Genomic DNA, 18,864 nt, shown 5'->3' on the forward strand with positions numbered 1-18,864 from the left:
CCCAAAAAGAAATTTTAAAACGTGCTACAGCATTTATTGGATATGGGATATTATTGATGCTTATATATTTGAATATCAGTAAACTAAGTAAATAATTGTTTTATTGAATTTGAACCAGTACTAAATGTTAAAAACATCAACTTTTTTAAACAATTATCTTTGAATTCTATAGCCATTAAGAGCTATTGGAATTTAAGAGAACCTTTTTAATGGAATTGAACAAATACAGTAAAAATGTAACACAGGATCCAACGCAACCTGCCGCCCAGGCAATGTTATATGCACTTGGATTAAAAGAGGAGGATTTACAAAAACCCTTTATTGGAATTGGAAGTACGGGTTATGAGGGGAATCCCTGTAATATGCATCTAAACGATCTTGCGCAGGAAGTAAAGCAAGGAGTGCAGGAAAATAATTTAGTTGGACTTGTATTTAATACTATAGGCGTAAGTGACGGGATTTCCATGGGGACATATGGAATGAGGTACTCATTGCCTTCACGAGATATTATAGCCGATTCCATGGAAACAGTAGTTCAGGCTATGAATTATGATGGCCTGGTAACCGTTGTGGGGTGTGATAAAAATATGCCAGGGGCTTTGATGGCTATGATTCGCTTAAACAGGCCTTCAATACTGGTCTATGGTGGGACCATTGCTTCCGGATGTTTTAAAGATAAAAAACTCGATATTGTTTCTGCATTTGAGGCCTGGGGTGAAAAAGTTGCCGGGACTATGAATGACTCAGAATTTAAAAATATTATTCAAAATGCATGCCCCGGGGCAGGAGCATGTGGTGGAATGTATACTGCTAACACCATGGCCTCTGCAATAGAAGCTTTAGGGATGGCATTACCTTATAATTCTTCAAACCCTGCCATTGGTAAGGAAAAGCATGAAGATTGTATGAATTCAGGAAAGGCAATGTGGCATTTGATAGAAAAGGATATTAAACCAAGCGACATTATTACCCGAAAGTCATTCGAAAATGCAATTCGGTTAATAACCGTTATGGGAGGGTCTACAAATGCGGTATTGCACTTTTTGGCAATTGCAAAAGCTGCTGGAATTGATTTCACTTTGGATGATTTTCAAAAAATAAGCGATACTACTCCTTTTCTGGCAGACTTAAAGCCAAGCGGAAAATATTTAATGGAAGATATACACCGGGTAGGTGGCACTCCTGCGGTATTGAAATTCATGCTTGAAAATGGAATGCTCCATGGCGAATGCTTAACAGTCACAGGTAAGACAATTGCTGAAAACTTGGCAGATTTACCGAGTTTGAAACCCGGGCAGAAAGTTGTTAAATCACTTCAGGATCCAATTAAGGAAACCGGGCATTTACGAATTCTCTATGGGAACCTGGCAAAGGATGGAGCAGTTGCAAAAATTACAGGAAAGGAAGGGCTTCATTTTACAGGTCCCGCAAAAGTTTTTGACGATGAGTTTAAAGCCAATGCGGGCATTGGTAAAGGATTGGTAAATAAGGGAGATGTAGTTGTGATAAGATACGAAGGACCCAAAGGTGGTCCGGGAATGCCTGAAATGTTGAAGCCAACCGCCGCAATTATGGGAGCGGGACTCGGAAAAGAGGTTGCATTAATCACCGATGGACGCTTTTCAGGTGGCACTCATGGTTTTGTTGTTGGGCATATATCACCGGAGGCTCAGGAGGGTGGTACCATAGCTTTGCTGGAAGACGGTGATATTATAACAATTGATGCGGAAAAAAATAGCATTTCAGTAGATTTAACGGAAAATGAAATTAACAAAAGGCGTGCAAAATGGAAACAGCCCGCACTTAAAGTTAATCGGGGAAGCTTGTATAAATATGCCAAAACAGTTTCTTCTGCCTCTCAAGGTTGTGTTACAGATGAATTTTAAGTTGTCATTCAAGTTGTTTTGCTTTATATCTATTAGGGTTAGAGCATTTAATAAAATATAATGTGTATGCAAACATTAAAGGAAAAAAAACCGAAGGCGCACAATGAGGCTTCTATGAGAATAAGTGGCGCCGAAGCAATTATCCATTGTCTTCTTGCAGAGGATGTGAATCTGATATATGGCTATCCCGGCGGTGCTATAATGCCGGTGTATGATGAGTTATATAAATTTCAGGATAAACTTCAGCATGTACTCACCAGGCATGAGCAGGGAGCTACTCATGCAGCGCAGGGTTTTGCCCGTGTTACGGGAAAAGTGGGAGTTGCAATAGCAACTTCAGGGCCCGGTGCAACAAACTTGGTGACGGGTCTTGCTGACGCCCAGATAGACTCCACACCAATGGTTTGCATTACCGGGCAAGTGCCGCGGCATTTACTGGGATCAGATGCATTTCAGGAAACGGATATCATTGGAATATCTACGCCGGTAACGAAATGGAACTATCAGATTACCAAAGCTTCTGAAATTCCGGAAATTATGGCAAAAGCCTTTTATATTGCCAAATCGGGTCGTCCCGGCCCTGTATTAATTGATATTACCAAGAATGCTCAATTTGAAGAGTTTGATTTTAGCTATAGCCGATGCATTGGGGTTAGAAGTTATAAACCAAGCCCAAAACCTGATATGGCAAAAATTGAATCTGCAGCAGAACTTATAAACAATGCCAGGAAACCATATATTGTTTTTGGTCATGGTGTAATTTTGGGAAAAGCAGAAAATCAACTTCGAACTTTAGTAGAAAAAGCAGGAATCCCTGCGGCATGGACTATTTTAGGTTTATCCGCTTTGGATACGGATCATCCTTTGAATGTAGGAATGGTGGGAATGCATGGAAACTATGGTCCTAACGTGCTTACTAATGAGTGTGATGTGCTTATTGCTATTGGTATGCGATTTGATGACAGGGTTACCGGAAATCTGGATACTTATGCAAAACAGGCCAAGGTCATACATTTTGAGATAGATCCTGCCGAAATAGATAAAAATGTAATGGCCGATATTGCTATTTTGGGGAATGCCCAGGAATCACTCGACCTATTATTGCCACTAATTAAAGAAAATAAGCATGATAAATGGCACAATGAGTTTAAAAAATGTTACGAAGAAGAATATGAGGCAGTGATTAAAAATGATCTTTATCCTACGAAAGAAGGACTTACAATGGGTGAGGTTATTGAGGAAATAAATCTGGCTTCAGAAAATATGGCTGTCATTGTTACAGATGTGGGACAACATCAAATGATAGCATGCAGGTACGCCAAATTCAAACAAACAAAAAGTAACATTACATCAGGAGGCCTGGGTACAATGGGATTTGCACTACCTGCAGCCATTGGGGCAAAAATGGGCGCAATGAACCGAGAAGTAGTAGCAATTATAGGCGATGGAGGCTACCAAATGACCATACAGGAATTGGCTACTATTTTCCAGAATAAAACTCCGGTAAAAATTGTTGTATTAAACAATGGTCATCTTGGTATGGTAAGGCAGTGGCAGGAATTATTTTTCGAACGCAGGTATGCATCAACCGTAATGACTAACCCTGACTTTGTTAAAATAGCAGAAGGATATCGAATCGAAGCAAAAAGGGTTAAAGAACGCAAGGATCTTAAACCAACTATTCAGGAGATGATGGCATCTAAGGAGCCGTTCTTTCTGGAAGTATGTGTTGAAAATGAAGATAACGTCTTTCCTATGATACCTTCTGGAGCATCTGTTTCAGATATTCGTTTAAAATAAATAAGCATGGAGAAAAAGTGGTTTACCATATCAGTATATTCTGAAAATAATGTTGGATTGCTCAACAGGATCTCAGGAATATTTTTAAAGAGACACATTAATATAGAGAGTTTAAATGTCTCAAAATCAGAAATTGAACACATATCCAAATTTACTATTGTAATTAATACAACAGAAGATTGGACGCGTAAAATAGTTGCACAAATAGAAAAGCAAATTGAAGTAATAAAAGCATTTTACCATACGGATGAGGAGACTATCTATCAGGAATCTGCTCTTTTTAAAATAGCTTCACATCTTTTATTTGATGAACCTCAGATACAAAATATTATTTCCGAAAGTAAATCCAAAATTGTAACTGTGTCTCGCGAATATTTTGTTTTGGCCAAAACAGGCAGAAGGCATGAAATTGATGAGATGCACGATAGTCTGGAACCATTTGGGATAATGCAATTTGTTCGCTCAGGCAGAATAACTGTTACAAAAGCGGAAATGCCAATTACTTCTATGATAAATGAATTTTATCAATCTTAATTTTTTAGAGCTTTAAAAACTAACTAATATTAAAAATAAATATGACAAATTATTTTAATACCCTATCCCTAAGAGACAAATTATTACAACTGGGTAAATGCCGGTTTATGGAATCAAATGAATTTTCGGAAGGAGTTAAAGCTCTAAAATCCAAAAAGATTGTCATTATAGGTTGTGGAGCGCAGGGTTTAAACCAGGGTTTAAATATGAGGGATTCCGGATTAGATATTTCATATACACTAAGAGAAGCTGCTATCACCGAAAAAAGGCAGTCTTATAAAAATGCCAGTGAGAATGGTTTTGATGTAGGAACCTATGAAAAAATGGTACCTGATGCAGATCTTGTCATAAATTTAACTCCGGACAAGCAACATACTTCCGTTATTAATGCCGTAATGCCCTTAATGAAAAAAGGAGCGACATTGTCTTATTCGCATGGGTTTAATATTGTAGAAGAAGGTATGCAAATACGCAAGGATCTCACAGTAATCATGGTTGCTCCTAAATGTCCCGGTTCAGAAGTCAGGGAAGAATACAAAAGGGGCTTTGGGGTTCCTACCCTGATAGCCGTACATCCGGACAATGACCCTAAAGGAAAGGGATACGAACAGGCTAAGGCTTATGCAGTTGCTACCGGAGGCCATAGGGCTGGTGTCCTGGAGTCTTCTTTCGTTGCCGAAGTTAAATCTGATTTAATGGGGGAGCAAACCATTCTTTGTGGCTTATTGCAGACAGGATCAATTCTTTGTTTTGATAAAATGATAGAGAAAGGTGTAAATCCGGGCTATGCTTCTAAACTTATTCAGTACGGATGGGAAACAGTAACAGAAGGGTTAAAATACGGCGGGATCACTAATATGATGGATCGACTTTCTAATCCGGCAAAATTAAAGGCTTTTGAGTTGTCCGAAGAGTTAAAAGAAATTATGAGGCCTTTGTTTCAAAAACATATGGATGATATTATGAGCGGCCATTTCTCAAAGACCATGATGGAAGATTGGGCAAATGACGACAAAAATCTTTTGACCTGGCGTGCGGAAACCGGAGAAACTGCATTTGAAAAAACTGCTGCCGGAGCCGATGCTATTTCTGAACAGGAATACTATGATAATGGGGTTCTAATGGTTGCCTTTGTAAGGGCAGGAGTAGAGCTGGCGTATGAATCCATGACAGAATCGGGTATAATCGGCGAATCTGCATATTACGAATCATTACACGAAACACCACTAATTGCCAATACTATTGCCCGAAAGAAACTATTTGAAATGAATAGGGTAATATCCGATACTGCAGAATATGGTTGTTATTTATTTGATCATGCCTGCAAACCTTTATTGGGTGATTTTATGAAAAAAGTGGATATTGACGTAATAGGCACCACTTTTGGCAAAGGCAATGATAATGGAGTAGATAACGCCAGGCTAATTGCTGTAAATAAAGCACTTCGAGAACATCCTGTAGAAATTATTGGCACCAGATTAAGGGAATCAATGACGGCGATGAAACCGATCGTTTAAAAAAATTATTTCCACAATTTGTGAAAAATATTAGTCATTAAAAAAAGAATTAGATGGAAACTACACTTTCTATAATTCCTGAATCATTTCGTATTAACGAGCCAGTTAACCAAAAGACATATTTGTTAAATGGTGAATTAAAGGAATGGAAAGGCGCTACGGCGGAAGTCTATTCAACCATTTCGAGTACATCAGAATATTCTCCGACCTTATTAGGCTCGGTTCCGGACATGGGAGAAAAAGAAGCTTTAGATGCGCTGGATGCGGCCGTAAAAGCCTATGACCAGGGCCAGGGTGCATGGCCCACCATGAAGGTCAGAGACAGGATAGAATGTATGGAAAAGTTTGTCCGCATTATGGAGACCAAAAGAGCTGTAGTGGTCAAATATTTAATGTGGGAAATAGGAAAGACCTTACCGGATTCTGAAAAAGAATTTGACCGAACCGTTGAATACATCCACAATACCATTGAGGAGTACAAGCAATTGGATCGTGATTCGGCGAAATTTGACAAGAATGGAGGGGTTTATGCCCATATAAGACGCGGGCCGCTAGGGGTCGTTCTTTGTCTGGGACCATATAATTATCCTTTGAATGAAACTTTTTGTTTGCTTATCCCCGCAATTATCATGGGAAATACAGCAGTTTTTAAACCTGCCAAGCAGGGGGTATTGCTAATCGCCCCATTAATAGAAGCATTTAAAGAAAGTTTTCCTAAGGGAGTAGTAAATGTCCTATTTGGTCGAGGTCGTGCTATTGCCGGGCCTATAATGAAGACCGGAAAGGTAGATGTATTGGCTCTGATTGGTCACAGTTCATCTGCCAATGCATTGCAAAACCAGCATCCGAAAAGCAACCGTCTGCGACTTGTTTTGGGTCTGGAAGCAAAAAACCCGGCAATTGTATTACCAGACGCCAATATGGAATTGGCTATAAACGAATGTCTGGCCGGCGCATTGTCTTTCAATGGTCAGCGCTGTACCGCTCTTAAAGTGATTTACGTTCACAAGGATATTGTTGAAGAGTTCTGTGAAAAATTCTCAAAAAAAGTAGATGAACTTAAATTCGGTAATCCATGGGATAAAGATGTGACTCTTACACCCTTACCAGAAAAAGACAAACCAGCCTATATACAGGATTTAATTGATGATGCCTTAGCTAAGGGCGCTGAAATTCTAAATCCAAAAGGGGGAGAACATTCTGAAAATTATATCTGGCCGGCTGTTCTTTATCCCGTCACCAAAGATATGAAGGTCTATGAGGAAGAACAGTTTGGACCGGTAATACCCATCCTTTCTTTTGAGGATATTCAGGAACCATTAGATGATATGGCTGAATCTAACTATGGCCAACAGGTTAGTCTATTTGGTAGTGATGTCTATGCCTTAGCACCATTAATAGATACCCTTGCCAACCTTGTCTGCCGCGTGAATCTCAATAGTTCATGTCAGCGCGGGCCAGATGTTTATCCCTTTACTGGGAGAAAGGATTCTGCAGTTGCCACATTAAGTGTTCATGATGCATTGCGATCCTTCTCTATAAGGACATTTGTAGCCTCAAAGGATACGGAATTAAATAATGAAATTCTGGAAAAGTTATTAGAAACCAAACTTTCTAATTTTATTAGTACAGACTATCTTTTATAATTCCGTTAAGCAGGAATTTCGAGTGAAAAGCATATCTAAATTGCTAATTGTAGGCTAAATATGTTGCTTCCTAGATATGTGAGGCCAGCCAATCTCCAACTTCACTTGTTTTATAAGCTCTGCCACCTTCGGCTAAATCTTCAGTAACAATGCCTTCGGAAAGGGATTTATTAACCACCTTACGTATTGCCTCAGCCTCCTCAGACAAATTGAATCCATCAAATAACATGGCTGCGGATAATACTGTTGCAAGTGGATTAGCTATGTCTTTACCTGCTGCCTGGGGATAGGATCCATGAATGGGTTCATATAAAGCAATCTTTTCACCAATAGAAGCGGAAGGCATTAGTCCCATAGAGCCAGAAATAACAGAAGCTTCATCTGTCAGAATATCGCCAAACAGGTTTTCAGTTATTAATACGTCGTATTCACTGGGCCATTGAACAAGTCTCATAGCCACGGCATCAACAAATTCATAAGATACTTTGACATCAGGGTAGTCTTTTTCCATAGCCTGTACGGTTTCGCGCCATAAACGCGAAGATTCCAGTACATTGGCTTTATCCACACAACATAGACGTTTGGAGCGTTTCTCTGCCATCTCAAATCCTTTTTTTGCCAGACGCTGTATTTCTTTTCGTGTATAAGTGCATGTGTCATAAGCTGTGTCGCCATTATCTTCCCTTCCGCGTTTCCCAAAATAGATACCACCGGTAAGTTCTCTTAAAAATACGAGATCCGTACCTTCAATTCGCTCTCTTTTTAAAGGTGATTTGTCAATTAGAGATGGGAATGTAAATGTAGGCCTGACATTTGCAAATAATCCCAGCTTTTGTCGCATTCTTAGTAAACCTTGTTCAGGGCGGACTTTTGCCGATGGATCGTTGTCGTATTTGGGATGGCCAATGGCGCCAAAGAGCACAGCATCTGAAGTAGCGCAAATATTATGGGTTTCATCAGGGTAGGGGTCCCCGACAGCATCAATAGCTGCAGCCCCTGTTAGAGCGGGTCTCCAATTTATTTCGTGATTATATTTTTTAGCCAGTGCATCACATACTTTTACTGCCTGATCTATCACTTCGGGTCCAATGCCGTCTCCGGCTAAGAGTGCTATATTTAATTTCATCTTATTTCTGAGGTCTGGTTAGTAGAAAATACTTATGTTTATTGAGATAATTTATATAATATTCAACATTTTTTCGGTTGCTTTTATGGCTGAAACTGTCTGATCCGAATCCAAACCACGGGTAATAAATTCCTTTCCATTATCCTGCCAGGTAATGATAGTCTCGCATAGGGCATCAGAGTTACTTCCGGGTGGTATGCGCACAGCATAATCTGTAAGAATCGGAAGCGCTGTTTTTTTTGATTTATAGACTTTTCTCAGCGCATTCATGAAGGCATCAAACTGTCCATCTCCCTGGGCATTTTCCTCATAGGATTCTCCGTCTATTTCAACAGCCACAGTTGTAGAAGGTTTAAGCCCTTTGGAATGGGTAAGCACATAGGATTTAACGAAAACTTTTTGCTGATAGGATTCACTATCCAAAACATCCGAAATGATATAAGGAAGGTCCTCCTTAGTTACTTTCTCTTTTTTATCTCCCAGCTCAATAATTCGTTGTGTTACTCTTTTTACCTCCTCATCATTTAAGGTGAGCCCTAATTCCTGTAGATTTTTCTGAATATTGGCTTTCCCCGAGGTTTTACCCAGAGCATATTTGCGCTTTCTTCCGAAACGTTCCGGCAATAAATCATTAAAGTATAAATTCTTTTTATTGTCTCCATCCGCATGTATGCCAGCTGTTTGTGTAAAAACATTGTCTCCTACGATAGGCTTGTTCGCCGGAATACCAAACCCGGTAAATGTTGATACTATTTTGCTGACTTTAAAAAGGGAAGACTCATCTACACTAATCTGGATTTCCGGCATGAAGTCATTTATTACTGCAACCACACTTGCAAGCGGAGCATTACCCGCTCGTTCTCCCATGCCATTTATTGTAAGATGCAGTCCATGGCAGCCGCCCTTCAGAGCCTCCATAACATTGGCGACGCTTAAGTCATAATCGTTATGGCCGTGAAAATCAAAATGTATATTGGGGTACCGTGAAACAATTTGTGAGATAAAATCTAATGTTTCTGCATGCGTCAAAATACCCAGAGTATCCGGTAATAATATTCTTTTAATTGGTTGGGTCGAAAGGAAGTCGAGATATTGAAATACGTATTCAGGTGAATTACGCATCCCATTACTCCAGTCCTCGAGATAGACGTTTGTTGTGATCCCTTGTTTTTCAGCCAGGTGGAGTACATGGCCAATATCGGAAAAATGTTCCTCTGGTGTTTTTTTTAGCTGATATTTTAAATGGTTTAATGACCCTTTGGTTAAAAGGTTTTGAACTTTGGCACCGGTCTTTTCCATCCATTTGAGAGAAAGACCATCATCTACAAATGTAAGCACTTCAATGCGATCCAAATACCCTACACTTTTTGCCCATGCGGTTATTTGCTCAACGGACTTAAATTCACCCTCAGAAACTCTGGCTGAAGCAATTTCAATGCGATCTACTTTTAATTCATCCAATAAAAGTTTGGCCAGGGTAAGTTTTTCAGCAGCAGTAAAGGATACACCCGAGGTTTGTTCGCCATCCCTCAATGTGGTATCCATTATTTCAATCTTCCTCTTATTCATGTACAGGGTTAATGACTTATGTGGTTTTATTTTATTTAATTTTTAAAGAGGTGTGTCCTTGGCAAATGATTCAATTTCATTCTTAATATTTAGCAAGTAATCAATATCATCAAATCCGTTGAGCAGATTTTCCTTTTTGTAGTCATTTATTTCAAAGCTTTCCTTTTCTCCTGTCGACTTAATAGTAAAGGTTTGTTCCGGAAGATTGACTTCAAATTCAGTGTTTGGATCCGATTCAATCGCTTCAAAAATCTTTATGAGAAAGTCTGGACTTACCTGAACAGGTAATACACCAATATTCATGCAATTTCCTCTGAAAATATCAGCAAAAAAACTACTTACAACACATCGAAAGCCATAATCATAAATAGCCCATGCAGCGTGCTCTCTTGAAGATCCGGATCCAAAATTTGCCCCACCAACCAATATTTTGCCACTATAGATAGGATTGTTCAGTACAAATTGTTCTTTTGGAGTATTGTCCGGATGATACCTCCAATCGCGAAACAGGTTATCACCAAAACCCTTTCTTTCGGTAGCCTTAAGAAACCTTGCGGGGATAATCTGATCCGTATCCACATTTTCAATCGGCAGAGGCACGGCTGTAGTGCTTAAAACTTTAAATTTATCGTATGCCATTATTATTTTTTTGTTTCCGTTTAATTATTGATATAAAATTAGGCCGTTTCAAAAACCATCAGTTCCCTTGGGTCCGTTACCTTGCCGGTAACCGCAGCAGCAGCAGCAACTAAAGGACTGGCAAGAAGTGTTCTTGCTCCCGGCCCTTGCCTGCCTTCAAAATTCCTGTTAGATGTGCTAACGGCATATTTACCAGCTGGAATTTTATCATCATTCATGGCCAGACAAGCAGAACAGCCCGGTTCTCTCAATTCAAATCCGGCTTCATTTAGAATATCCAACAATCCCTCTTTTTTAATGGCGTCCTCAACTTTATGGGAACCCGGAACCAACCATGCCGTAACATTATCAGCCTTTTTTCTTCCTTTAACCAAACTGGCAAAGGCCCTGAAATCTTCAATCCTGCCATTGGTGCAACTACCAAGGAAAACAAAATCTATTTCTTTCCCCAGCATATTGTCACCTTCTTCAAAATTCATGTATTGAAGTGATTTCCTATAAGTAGAGGCACCTCCTTTAATGGCGTCAGATTTAGGGATACCACCCGATATTCCAATTCCCATACCCGGATTCGTTCCATAGGTAATCATTGGCTCAATATCTTCACCATTGAAGGAAACTTCAAGATCAAAATTAGAATTGTCATCAGTATACAATGTATTCCAATACATCATGGCGTTGTCCCATTCCTGGCCTTTTGGCGCAAACTCTCTGCCTTTAATATAGTCAAATGTTTTCTCATCCGGGGCAATCATACCCCCACGGGCCCCCATTTCAATGCTCAGGTTGCATACAGTCATACGTCCTTCCATTGACATCTGCCTAAAAACATCTCCGGCGTATTCCACAAAATAGCCCGTAGCACCAGAAGTACTCAATTTAGATATAATATAGAGGGCAACATCTTTGGGTGTAACCGCATTATTTAGTGTTCCGTTAATGGTAATGCGCATGCTTTTTGGCTTCGGTTGCATAATGCACTGGCTGGCTAAAACCATTTCTACTTCAGAGGTTCCAATACCAAATGCTATAGCACCAAAAGCGCCATGTGTTGACGTGTGTGAGTCACCACAAACAATAGTTGCGCCGGGTAACGTAATTCCATTTTCTGGCCCTATTACATGTACAATACCGTTTTTTTCATGACCCAGGCCCCAGTAAGGTATTTGGTGTTCCTTTGCGTTTTGTTCCAAAGCCCTCAATTGGTTAGCAGATAACGGATCTTTAACTGGCAAATGTTGGTTCATTGTAGGCGTGTTATGATCTGCCGTTGCAAAAGTTCGTTCCGGATATAAAACTTTGATATTCCTATTTTTTAATCCCAAAAATGCCACCGGGCTCGTTACCTCATGAACAAGATGGCGGTCAATAAATAACACATCCGGTCCATTCAATACCTTTTTAACTACATGTGAGTCCCACACTTTATCAAATAATGTTTTTTTCATAAATATTTAAATAACTAATAAATAGCTTTTTAGCACAGCTAACAAATGTATGAAATACCAGCAAAATCAAGTAAAGCAATGTGCCTTTAAATTACGATGTTCAATGAGCTTAGCTATTATATAAAATATTGGTAATCAATAATATAATAACTATATAACCACTTAATAGGTTTATGTTAATTACGGGTACTGTAGGTATATTTTCGCGGCAGGTTAAAAATTCAATGGTATTTTAGAGTATTTCCGGTTTAACATGGCTCGACTTCGGTTTAACATTAATGTAACTAATCAATGCAAATGCTATGCCTATCTTTAAAAACATCTAACAGCTTATTAAACAATTAAAAAACAAACTAATGAAAAAAAATTACAAAAAAGCTACACTACTTTTATTTATTTCCCTAATGTTTTTTGGCTTTAATGGTATTGCACAATTGGATTTGCCGCAGGGGAGTCAGAAAGCAAAAGTTACACAGCGTATAGGGATAACTGATATCTCTATTTCTTATTCAAGACCTGCAGTGAATGACAGGGAGATATGGGGAAAGTTAGTCCCTTATGGCATGAACAATCTGGGGTTTGGAACCGCCAAGGAATCTCCGTGGCGAGCCGGAGCAAATGAAAACACAATAATTAAATTTTCGGATGACGTGAAGATTGAAGGGCAGCCATTGAGTGCTGGTAAATACGGACTTCATATGATTCTTCATGAGGACAACAAAGCAACTGTAATTTTTTCCAAAAACTATGAGGCCTGGGGCAGTTATTTTTACGAACCGGGTGAAGATGCATTAAGGGTTGATGTTAATACAAAGGAGATCCCCCATGTTGAACAACTTACGTACATTTTTACTGAGGTTAATGCTAATTCTGCAATGGCTTCCTTAAACTGGGAAAAGAAACAAATACCGTTTAAAATTGAAGTTGATGTTTCTGAGATCGTACTTGCAGATATTAGACACAAACTACAGAATTCTCCTGGTTTTAGTCGGCAAACCTGGGAACAGGCCGCGAATTATTCGCTTAACAATGGCGGAGATCTTGATGAAGCGCTAAGTTGGATAGATGCAACAATTGAAGGAATGTTTTTTAGTCAAAAAACATTCAACAACCTTAGTACAAAAGCAAGAATTCTAACAAAGCAGGGGAAAACAGCGGAAGCAGATGCCGTTATGGATGAAGCTTTGGACCTGGCAACCATATTTGAAGCCCATGGCTATGGAAGGCAATTAATTGGCCGGGGAGAAAAAGAAAAAGCAATGGAGGTTTTTAAAATGAATGCAAAAAATAATAAAGGGCAGTGGCCTGTTGATTATGGATTAGCAAGGGCTTATTCTGCAATGGGCAATTATAAAACCGCATTGAAGCATTTAAAAATTGCAGCTAAAAGAGCCCCAGACCAGCAAAATAAGGATGTAATTGCCACTAATTTAATTAAGCTTGAAAATGGGCAAGACATTAACTAAATAACTCTATGAGTGGATTTAAAATCAAGAGCCGGATATTGTCCGGCTCTTAACTTATATAATTCCAGATATTCTTGTGCTTCATTAATTGAGCATAAGTATATCTAATTTTCTTATTTTCTTCCTTCTGTAATCCTGGATCTTCATTAAGTATTTTAATGGCATAATGCCTGGCGGTTTTTAAAATATCGTTGTCTTTTACAATATCCGCTATTTTCAGATTTAGAATACCGCTTTGCTGGGTTCCCATTAGGTCTCCCGGTCCACGGAGTTTCAAGTCTACTTCGGCAATTTCAAAACCGTCATTTGTTCTGGTCATAGTTTCAAGTCTGGTTTTAGCATCTGAAGATAGCTTGTGACTGGTCATAAGGATACAATAGCTCTGTTCTGCCCCTCGACCAACACGTCCCCTTAATTGATGCAATTGCGAAAGACCGAAGCGTTCTGCGCTCTCAATAATCATAACTGAAGCATTAGGGATGTTTACTCCTACTTCAATTACCGTTGTCGCAACCATAATTTGTGTTTCTCCTTTAACAAAACGCTCCATCTCATAATCCTTGTCTTGTGGTTTCATTTTGCCATGGACTATTGATATCTGATAATTTGGTAATGGAAAATCGCGCGCTATACTCTCATAGCCGTCCATTAAATCCTTATAGTCCAATGCTTCTGATTCCTGAATCAGCGGATAAACAATATATACTTGTCTTCCCTTTTTTATTTCATCCCTTATAAATTGAAACACTTTTAATCGGTTTTTGTCAAATCTGTGTACAGTCTTCACAGCTTTTCTGCCGGGTGGGAGTTCATCAATCACAGATATATCAAGATCTCCATAAAGGCTCATAGCCAGGGTCCTTGGAATTGGGGTAGCAGTCATTACCAGGATATGCGGAGGAACCTCATTCTTGTGCCATAATTTCGACCTTTGGGCAACACCAAACCTGTGTTGCTCATCAATTATTGCTAACCCAAGATTTTTAAATTGCACTTTATCTTCCAATACAGCATGTGTGCCTATAAGAAGGTGAAGTGTGCCATCTTCGAGCTGCTCATGAATATGCTTTCTTTCAGCCTTTTTAACTGAACCGGTAAGTAAGGCCAGATTAATGCCAATATCTCCCAGCAATTCTTTTATACTTTTGAAATGCTGATTAGCCAGAATTTCGGTCGGAGCCATTAGGCAAGCCTGATAACCATTATCCAAAGCCAATAAAATAGTCATTAAAGCCACAACTGTTTTACCAGATCCTACATCCCCTTGTAAAAGGCGGTTCATTTGAGCTTTACTCCCCAGGTCTGCCCTTATTTCCTTAATGACTTTCTTTTGGGCAGAAGTAAGTTCAAAAGGCAAATGGTCTTTGTAAAATTTGTTAAACAGCTTACCTACATTTTTAAAAGGATAACCCTTTATTTTTTGTTTTCTAATTAATTTCTTTGAAATGAGCTGCAGCTGGATGTAAAATAATTCTTCATATTTAAGCCGGAATTGCGCTTTAGACAATAATTTAAGGTCCTTGGGAAAGTGTATATTAAACATGGCCTCCTTTTTAGAAATCAACCGGAGTTCATTTATAAGGGCAGGGGAGAGGGTCTCCCTAAACTCTCCCTTTGTTTCCAGAAATAATTGTTGCATTAATTTACTGACCACCCTGTTTGTAATACCCCTGGCACTTAGTTTTTCCGTTGAGGGATAAATAGGTTGCAATGATACTCTTATTCCTTTTTCATGCTCTGCGAGCAATTCCATATCTGGGTGTGGCATAGAAAATTTACCATTAAACCAATTGGTTCTTCCAAAAATGACATAGGGTGTATTCAACTTGATATTTTCCCGTATCCATTTCTGTCCGCGGAACCATACCAGTTCCATTTCCCCCGTATCGTCCAGAAACGTAGCGACTAAACGGTTTCCTTTTTTTTGCTCGACCGTTTTAATATGGATGACTTTACCAATAATTTGAACATCCGCATTTCCTCTTTGCAACTCATTGATTTTATAATACCTTGTTTTATCAATATATCGGTTGGGAAAAAGATTAATCAAATCCTGATAAGTCACTATCCCTAATTCAGACTTCAGTATTTCAGACCTGTTTGGCCCAACACCTTTTAAATAAGTGACCGGAGTTTGGAGATAGTTCTCATTCATAGAGCGAAAATAACTGTTACGGCATAATACTGCAATACCGCAAATTGCTAAATTTGGTCAGAGAATAGTTAATTATCTACTATGAACTTTATTAATTCACTTTTAGCATTTCTTTTTTCGGGCTTTATGTTTAGTCAGGCTCAACCCTCAGTAGATTTTTATAGAGCAGCTATTCATATAATTCCCGATTCTTCGGATAAAAGTTTAAATGGCGAGGTAACCTATTGGTTTAATGTTCTGGAGAAGACAGATTCAGTTTTTTTAGACGCAAAAAATATGAAATTTTCCTCTGTATTGGTTAATGGTAAAAAAGTTCATCATACAAATACAAAGGATAGAATAGTTCTTTATAAAAAACTCAAAGCAGGTAAATCGTATAACTTAACTCTGGACTATTACACAATTCCCAAGCAAACGGTTTACTTTCTGGGTTGGGAAGATTCCATTTCAAATAATAATCAAATATGGACGCAGGGCCAGGGAAAATATACAAGTCATTGGCTCCCTAGTTTTGATGATATGAACGAGAAGGTTGAGTTTGATCTCAAACTCACTTTTGACAAGGACTATGAAGTAATTGCTAATGGAAAATTAAAGGATACATATTTAAAGGATTCACTTAAAACCTGGTTTTTTGATATGAAAAGCCCAATGAGTAGTTATCTTCTGGCTTTTGCCATAGGGCAATACGACCGTAAGAAACTTATAGCTAAAAATGGAATACCTATGGAGCTTTATTATTATCCATGGGATAGCTTAAAAGTGGAGCCTACCTACAGGTATACCAGCGAAATATTTGATTTCCTATCGGAAGAGATCGGGATTGACTATCCGTGGCAAAATTACAAACAGATACCTGTTCGTGATTTTTTATATGCAGGGATGGAAAATACAGGTACTACTATTTTTTCTGATGCATACATAATAGACAGTATAGATTTTATAGATAAGAATTATGTAAATGTGAATGCTCATGAAATGGCGCACCAGTGGTTTGGAAATCTGGTTACAGAAACGGACAGTAATCATCACTGGCTCCATGAGGGCTTTGCATCGTACTACGCCCTGCTCGCAGAAAAAGAACTATTTGGCAACGATTATTTTTATTGGAAACTTTACGAATCTGCCAAACGGGTTCAACGCTTAAACAACCAGGGGAAAGGAGAAGCGTTGACAGATCCAAAAGCAAGTAGTTTGACATTTTATGAAAAAGGGGCCCTGGCCCTTCATGTATTGCGAATAAAAGTTGGCGATAAGTTTTTTAAACAAGGTATAATGGCCTATCTTAAAAAATATCAGTTTTCAAATGTCACAATATCGGATTTTATCTCAGAGATGGAATTGGCAAGCGAATCAGACCTGGATGAATTTGTGCAAACCTGGCTGAAAGACACACAATTTCCATTTGAGGAGTTAAAATTAATGCTTGCATCATCTTCTGCAGATTTGCAAACCTATTTTAATCTTCAAACTGAATTAATGTCGAGTAATGCGGGGAATGAAGAAATTATAAGTAAGGTATGGCGTAGTGATTTATCGTCCGGGTTAAGACAAAATATCATCTTAGACTATCATAAATCCTTATCTGAAAGCTTTATCACGGATGCTTTTGATACAAAAGATTTGAAGATAAGGCAGTCTTTATGTATTACAACGGATAGAATACCTTCAGGCTTAAAAAAACAATTTGAAACTTTATTGGAAGATAAAAGTTATATTACAATTGAAAATGCGCTATACCGTTTGTGGGTATCCTTTCCGGAAGACAGAATAGCCTATTTGGAAAAAACCAAAGGTATCATTGGTCTTCCTGATAAAAATGTCCGTATGTTATGGTTGTTATTGGCAGTATTAACACGAGATTATTTAAGAGAAGCACAGAAGACAAATTATACCGGGGAATTATTCGGGTATACTTCTATGATTAATCCTTTTGAGGTAAGGCAAAATGCATTTTCCCTGATTTCTGAGGTTTTTCCTTTGACAGATCAAAACCTGAAAGATTTGGTAAATGCATCGGTTCATCATTCATGGCAATTCAGAAATTTCGCCAGGAACCTTATAGAAAAGTTATTGAAAGATGACAAACAAAAACAACGATTACTCGAATTGTCAAAAGAACTAAAGGGAAAAGAATTGCGTTATATACAAAGTAAAATGGAAGTAGAATGAGAGCTTTAGTAATATCCGGTGGAGGTAGCAAGGGCGCTTTTGCCGGCGGCGTTGCCCAATACCTGATGCAGGAACTAAATCATAAATACGACCTCTTTCTCGGAACATCAACCGGAAGCTTGCTTATTTCACACCTGGCAATGCAAAAGATTGAAAAAATTAAAGAAGTTTATACCTCAGTAGATCAGGACAGCATCTTCAGTAATTGTCCATTTGTAATTCAAAAAAAATATGGCGTTGCCAATATTGGTATCAACCATTGGAATGTGCTGAAGAATTTCTACAAGGGAAGCCGAACCTTTGGGGAGAGCCATAATTTATTGAAGCTTATAAAAAATACATTAACACCTGAGGAATTTGAAATTCTTAAATCTGATCAGAAAGATATAGTAGTTACAGTATCCAATCTCTCTTTAAATACCGTAGAATATAAGTCTATTAAGGATTTTGAGTACGATGATTTTTGTGAATGGATTTGGATTTCATGCAATTACACACCTTTCATGAGCCTGGTCCGAAAAGCAGGATGCGAATATGCTGATGGAGGCCTTGGAAGTATGGTTCCTATTGAAGAAGCGATTATGAGAGGTGCTACAGAGGTAGATGCAATTATTTTGCATACTGAAGTGACTCATTTTAACAGGATGCCCTCTAAAAATGCGTTTTCACTACTTACCAGTATGTTTGCATTTATGTTAGATAGAATTGAACGTCAGAATATCCGGATTGGTAAGTTCGTTGCCAATAATAACAATGCAATAATCAATTTTTATTATACACCAACCGTATTAACAACAAATTCACTAATCTTCGACAAAGAGAAAATGACTTCCTGGTGGGAAAAAGGTTATGATTTTGCAAGAACTAAAAATGTGGAACTAAGTGCTATTGAACCGGAACAATAAT

At 38.5% G+C, this 18,864-nt stretch carries 13 protein-coding genes; 8 read left to right on the forward strand and 5 right to left on the reverse strand.

Annotated elements, in window-relative coordinates; genetic code table 11:
* Positions 1-209 precede the first annotated feature (209 nt).
* The 5 genes from ilvD to G504_RS0107990 all read left to right on the forward strand — a co-directional run bounded on the left by ilvD (position 210) and on the right by G504_RS0107990 (position 7,383).
* Positions 210-1,886, forward strand: coding sequence for a dihydroxy-acid dehydratase (gene ilvD, locus G504_RS0107970; RefSeq protein ID WP_019669634.1), 1,677 nt, complete (start codon positions 210-212; stop codon positions 1,884-1,886).
* A 66-nt stretch (positions 1,887-1,952) separates the two neighbouring features.
* Complete coding sequence (gene ilvB / locus G504_RS0107975; RefSeq protein ID WP_019669635.1) at positions 1,953-3,686, forward strand: biosynthetic-type acetolactate synthase large subunit; 1,734 nt, start codon at positions 1,953-1,955, stop codon at positions 3,684-3,686.
* Positions 3,687-3,692: 6 nt separating this feature from the next.
* Positions 3,693-4,220: an acetolactate synthase small subunit gene (gene ilvN, locus G504_RS0107980; RefSeq protein ID WP_019669636.1), complete on the forward strand. Its 528-nt coding sequence runs from the start codon at positions 3,693-3,695 to the stop codon at positions 4,218-4,220.
* Between the two features lie 41 nt (positions 4,221-4,261).
* Entirely contained in the window at positions 4,262-5,737 is a 1,476-nt protein-coding gene (gene ilvC, locus G504_RS0107985) for a ketol-acid reductoisomerase (RefSeq protein ID WP_019669637.1), read from the forward strand.
* A gap of 53 nt (positions 5,738-5,790) precedes the next feature.
* Positions 5,791-7,383, forward strand: coding sequence for an NADP-dependent glyceraldehyde-3-phosphate dehydrogenase (locus G504_RS0107990; RefSeq protein WP_019669638.1), 1,593 nt, complete (start codon positions 5,791-5,793; stop codon positions 7,381-7,383).
* A 70-nt stretch (positions 7,384-7,453) separates the two neighbouring features.
* Here G504_RS0107990 and leuB read toward each other — a convergent pair whose 3' ends face one another.
* From leuB to leuC, 4 genes are read right to left on the reverse strand one after another with little or no spacing between them, the layout of a single operon-like run.
* On the reverse strand, positions 7,454-8,509 hold the full coding sequence (leuB, locus tag G504_RS0107995; protein WP_019669639.1) for a 3-isopropylmalate dehydrogenase: 1,056 nt from the start codon (positions 8,507-8,509) through the stop codon (positions 7,454-7,456).
* Between the two features lie 51 nt (positions 8,510-8,560).
* The gene (locus tag G504_RS0108000) at positions 8,561-10,078 is read right to left on the reverse strand and encodes an alpha-isopropylmalate synthase regulatory domain-containing protein (RefSeq protein WP_019669640.1); all 1,518 of its coding nucleotides are present in this window, start codon (positions 10,076-10,078) and stop codon (positions 8,561-8,563) included.
* 42 nt (positions 10,079-10,120) lie between these two features.
* Positions 10,121-10,717, reverse strand: a complete 597-nt coding sequence (gene leuD, locus G504_RS0108005) for a 3-isopropylmalate dehydratase small subunit (RefSeq protein ID WP_019669641.1) — start codon at positions 10,715-10,717, stop codon at positions 10,121-10,123.
* Positions 10,718-10,755: 38 nt separating this feature from the next.
* Complete coding sequence (gene leuC, locus G504_RS0108010; RefSeq protein ID WP_019669642.1) at positions 10,756-12,165, reverse strand: 3-isopropylmalate dehydratase large subunit; 1,410 nt, start codon at positions 12,163-12,165, stop codon at positions 10,756-10,758.
* 356 nt (positions 12,166-12,521) lie between these two features.
* On the opposite strand from leuC, the gene G504_RS0108015 reads away from it, so the two are divergent.
* On the forward strand, positions 12,522-13,631 hold the full coding sequence (locus G504_RS0108015; RefSeq protein WP_019669643.1) for a DUF2911 domain-containing protein: 1,110 nt from the start codon (positions 12,522-12,524) through the stop codon (positions 13,629-13,631).
* A 49-nt stretch (positions 13,632-13,680) separates the two neighbouring features.
* On the opposite strand, the gene recG is transcribed toward G504_RS0108015, so the two are convergent.
* A complete protein-coding gene (gene recG / locus G504_RS0108020) occupies positions 13,681-15,786 on the reverse strand; it encodes an ATP-dependent DNA helicase RecG (RefSeq protein WP_019669644.1) in 2,106 nt (701 codons plus the stop codon).
* A gap of 81 nt (positions 15,787-15,867) precedes the next feature.
* On the opposite strand from recG, the gene G504_RS0108025 reads away from it, so the two are divergent.
* Positions 15,868-17,958: a M1 family metallopeptidase gene (locus G504_RS0108025; protein ID WP_019669645.1), complete on the forward strand. Its 2,091-nt coding sequence runs from the start codon at positions 15,868-15,870 to the stop codon at positions 17,956-17,958.
* Complete coding sequence (locus G504_RS0108030) at positions 17,955-18,863, forward strand: patatin-like phospholipase family protein (RefSeq protein WP_019669646.1); 909 nt, start codon at positions 17,955-17,957, stop codon at positions 18,861-18,863. Before G504_RS0108025 ends, G504_RS0108030 begins: the two co-directional genes overlap by 4 nt.
* Position 18,864: the final 1 nt, after the last annotated feature.

It is taken from the genome of Eudoraea adriatica DSM 19308 (assembly GCF_000382125.1).
Classification (GTDB): domain Bacteria; phylum Bacteroidota; class Bacteroidia; order Flavobacteriales; family Flavobacteriaceae; genus Eudoraea; species Eudoraea adriatica.

Coding starts and splice junctions, on each gene's coding strand:
- ilvD (WP_019669634.1), top strand. CDS start 210: ATGGAATTGAACAAATACAGTAAAAATGTAACACAGGATCCAACGCAA.
- ilvB (WP_019669635.1), top strand. CDS start 1,953: ATGCAAACATTAAAGGAAAAAAAACCGAAGGCGCACAATGAGGCTTCT.
- ilvN (WP_019669636.1), top strand. CDS start 3,693: ATGGAGAAAAAGTGGTTTACCATATCAGTATATTCTGAAAATAATGTT.
- ilvC (WP_019669637.1), top strand. CDS start 4,262: ATGACAAATTATTTTAATACCCTATCCCTAAGAGACAAATTATTACAA.
- G504_RS0107990 (WP_019669638.1), top strand. CDS start 5,791: ATGGAAACTACACTTTCTATAATTCCTGAATCATTTCGTATTAACGAG.
- leuB (WP_019669639.1), bottom strand. CDS start 8,509: ATGAAATTAAATATAGCACTCTTAGCCGGAGACGGCATTGGACCCGAA.
- G504_RS0108000 (WP_019669640.1), bottom strand. CDS start 10,078: ATGAATAAGAGGAAGATTGAAATAATGGATACCACATTGAGGGATGGC.
- leuD (WP_019669641.1), bottom strand. CDS start 10,717: ATGGCATACGATAAATTTAAAGTTTTAAGCACTACAGCCGTGCCTCTG.
- leuC (WP_019669642.1), bottom strand. CDS start 12,165: ATGAAAAAAACATTATTTGATAAAGTGTGGGACTCACATGTAGTTAAA.
- G504_RS0108015 (WP_019669643.1), top strand. CDS start 12,522: ATGAAAAAAAATTACAAAAAAGCTACACTACTTTTATTTATTTCCCTA.
- recG (WP_019669644.1), bottom strand. CDS start 15,786: ATGAATGAGAACTATCTCCAAACTCCGGTCACTTATTTAAAAGGTGTT.
- G504_RS0108025 (WP_019669645.1), top strand. CDS start 15,868: ATGAACTTTATTAATTCACTTTTAGCATTTCTTTTTTCGGGCTTTATG.
- G504_RS0108030 (WP_019669646.1), top strand. CDS start 17,955: ATGAGAGCTTTAGTAATATCCGGTGGAGGTAGCAAGGGCGCTTTTGCC.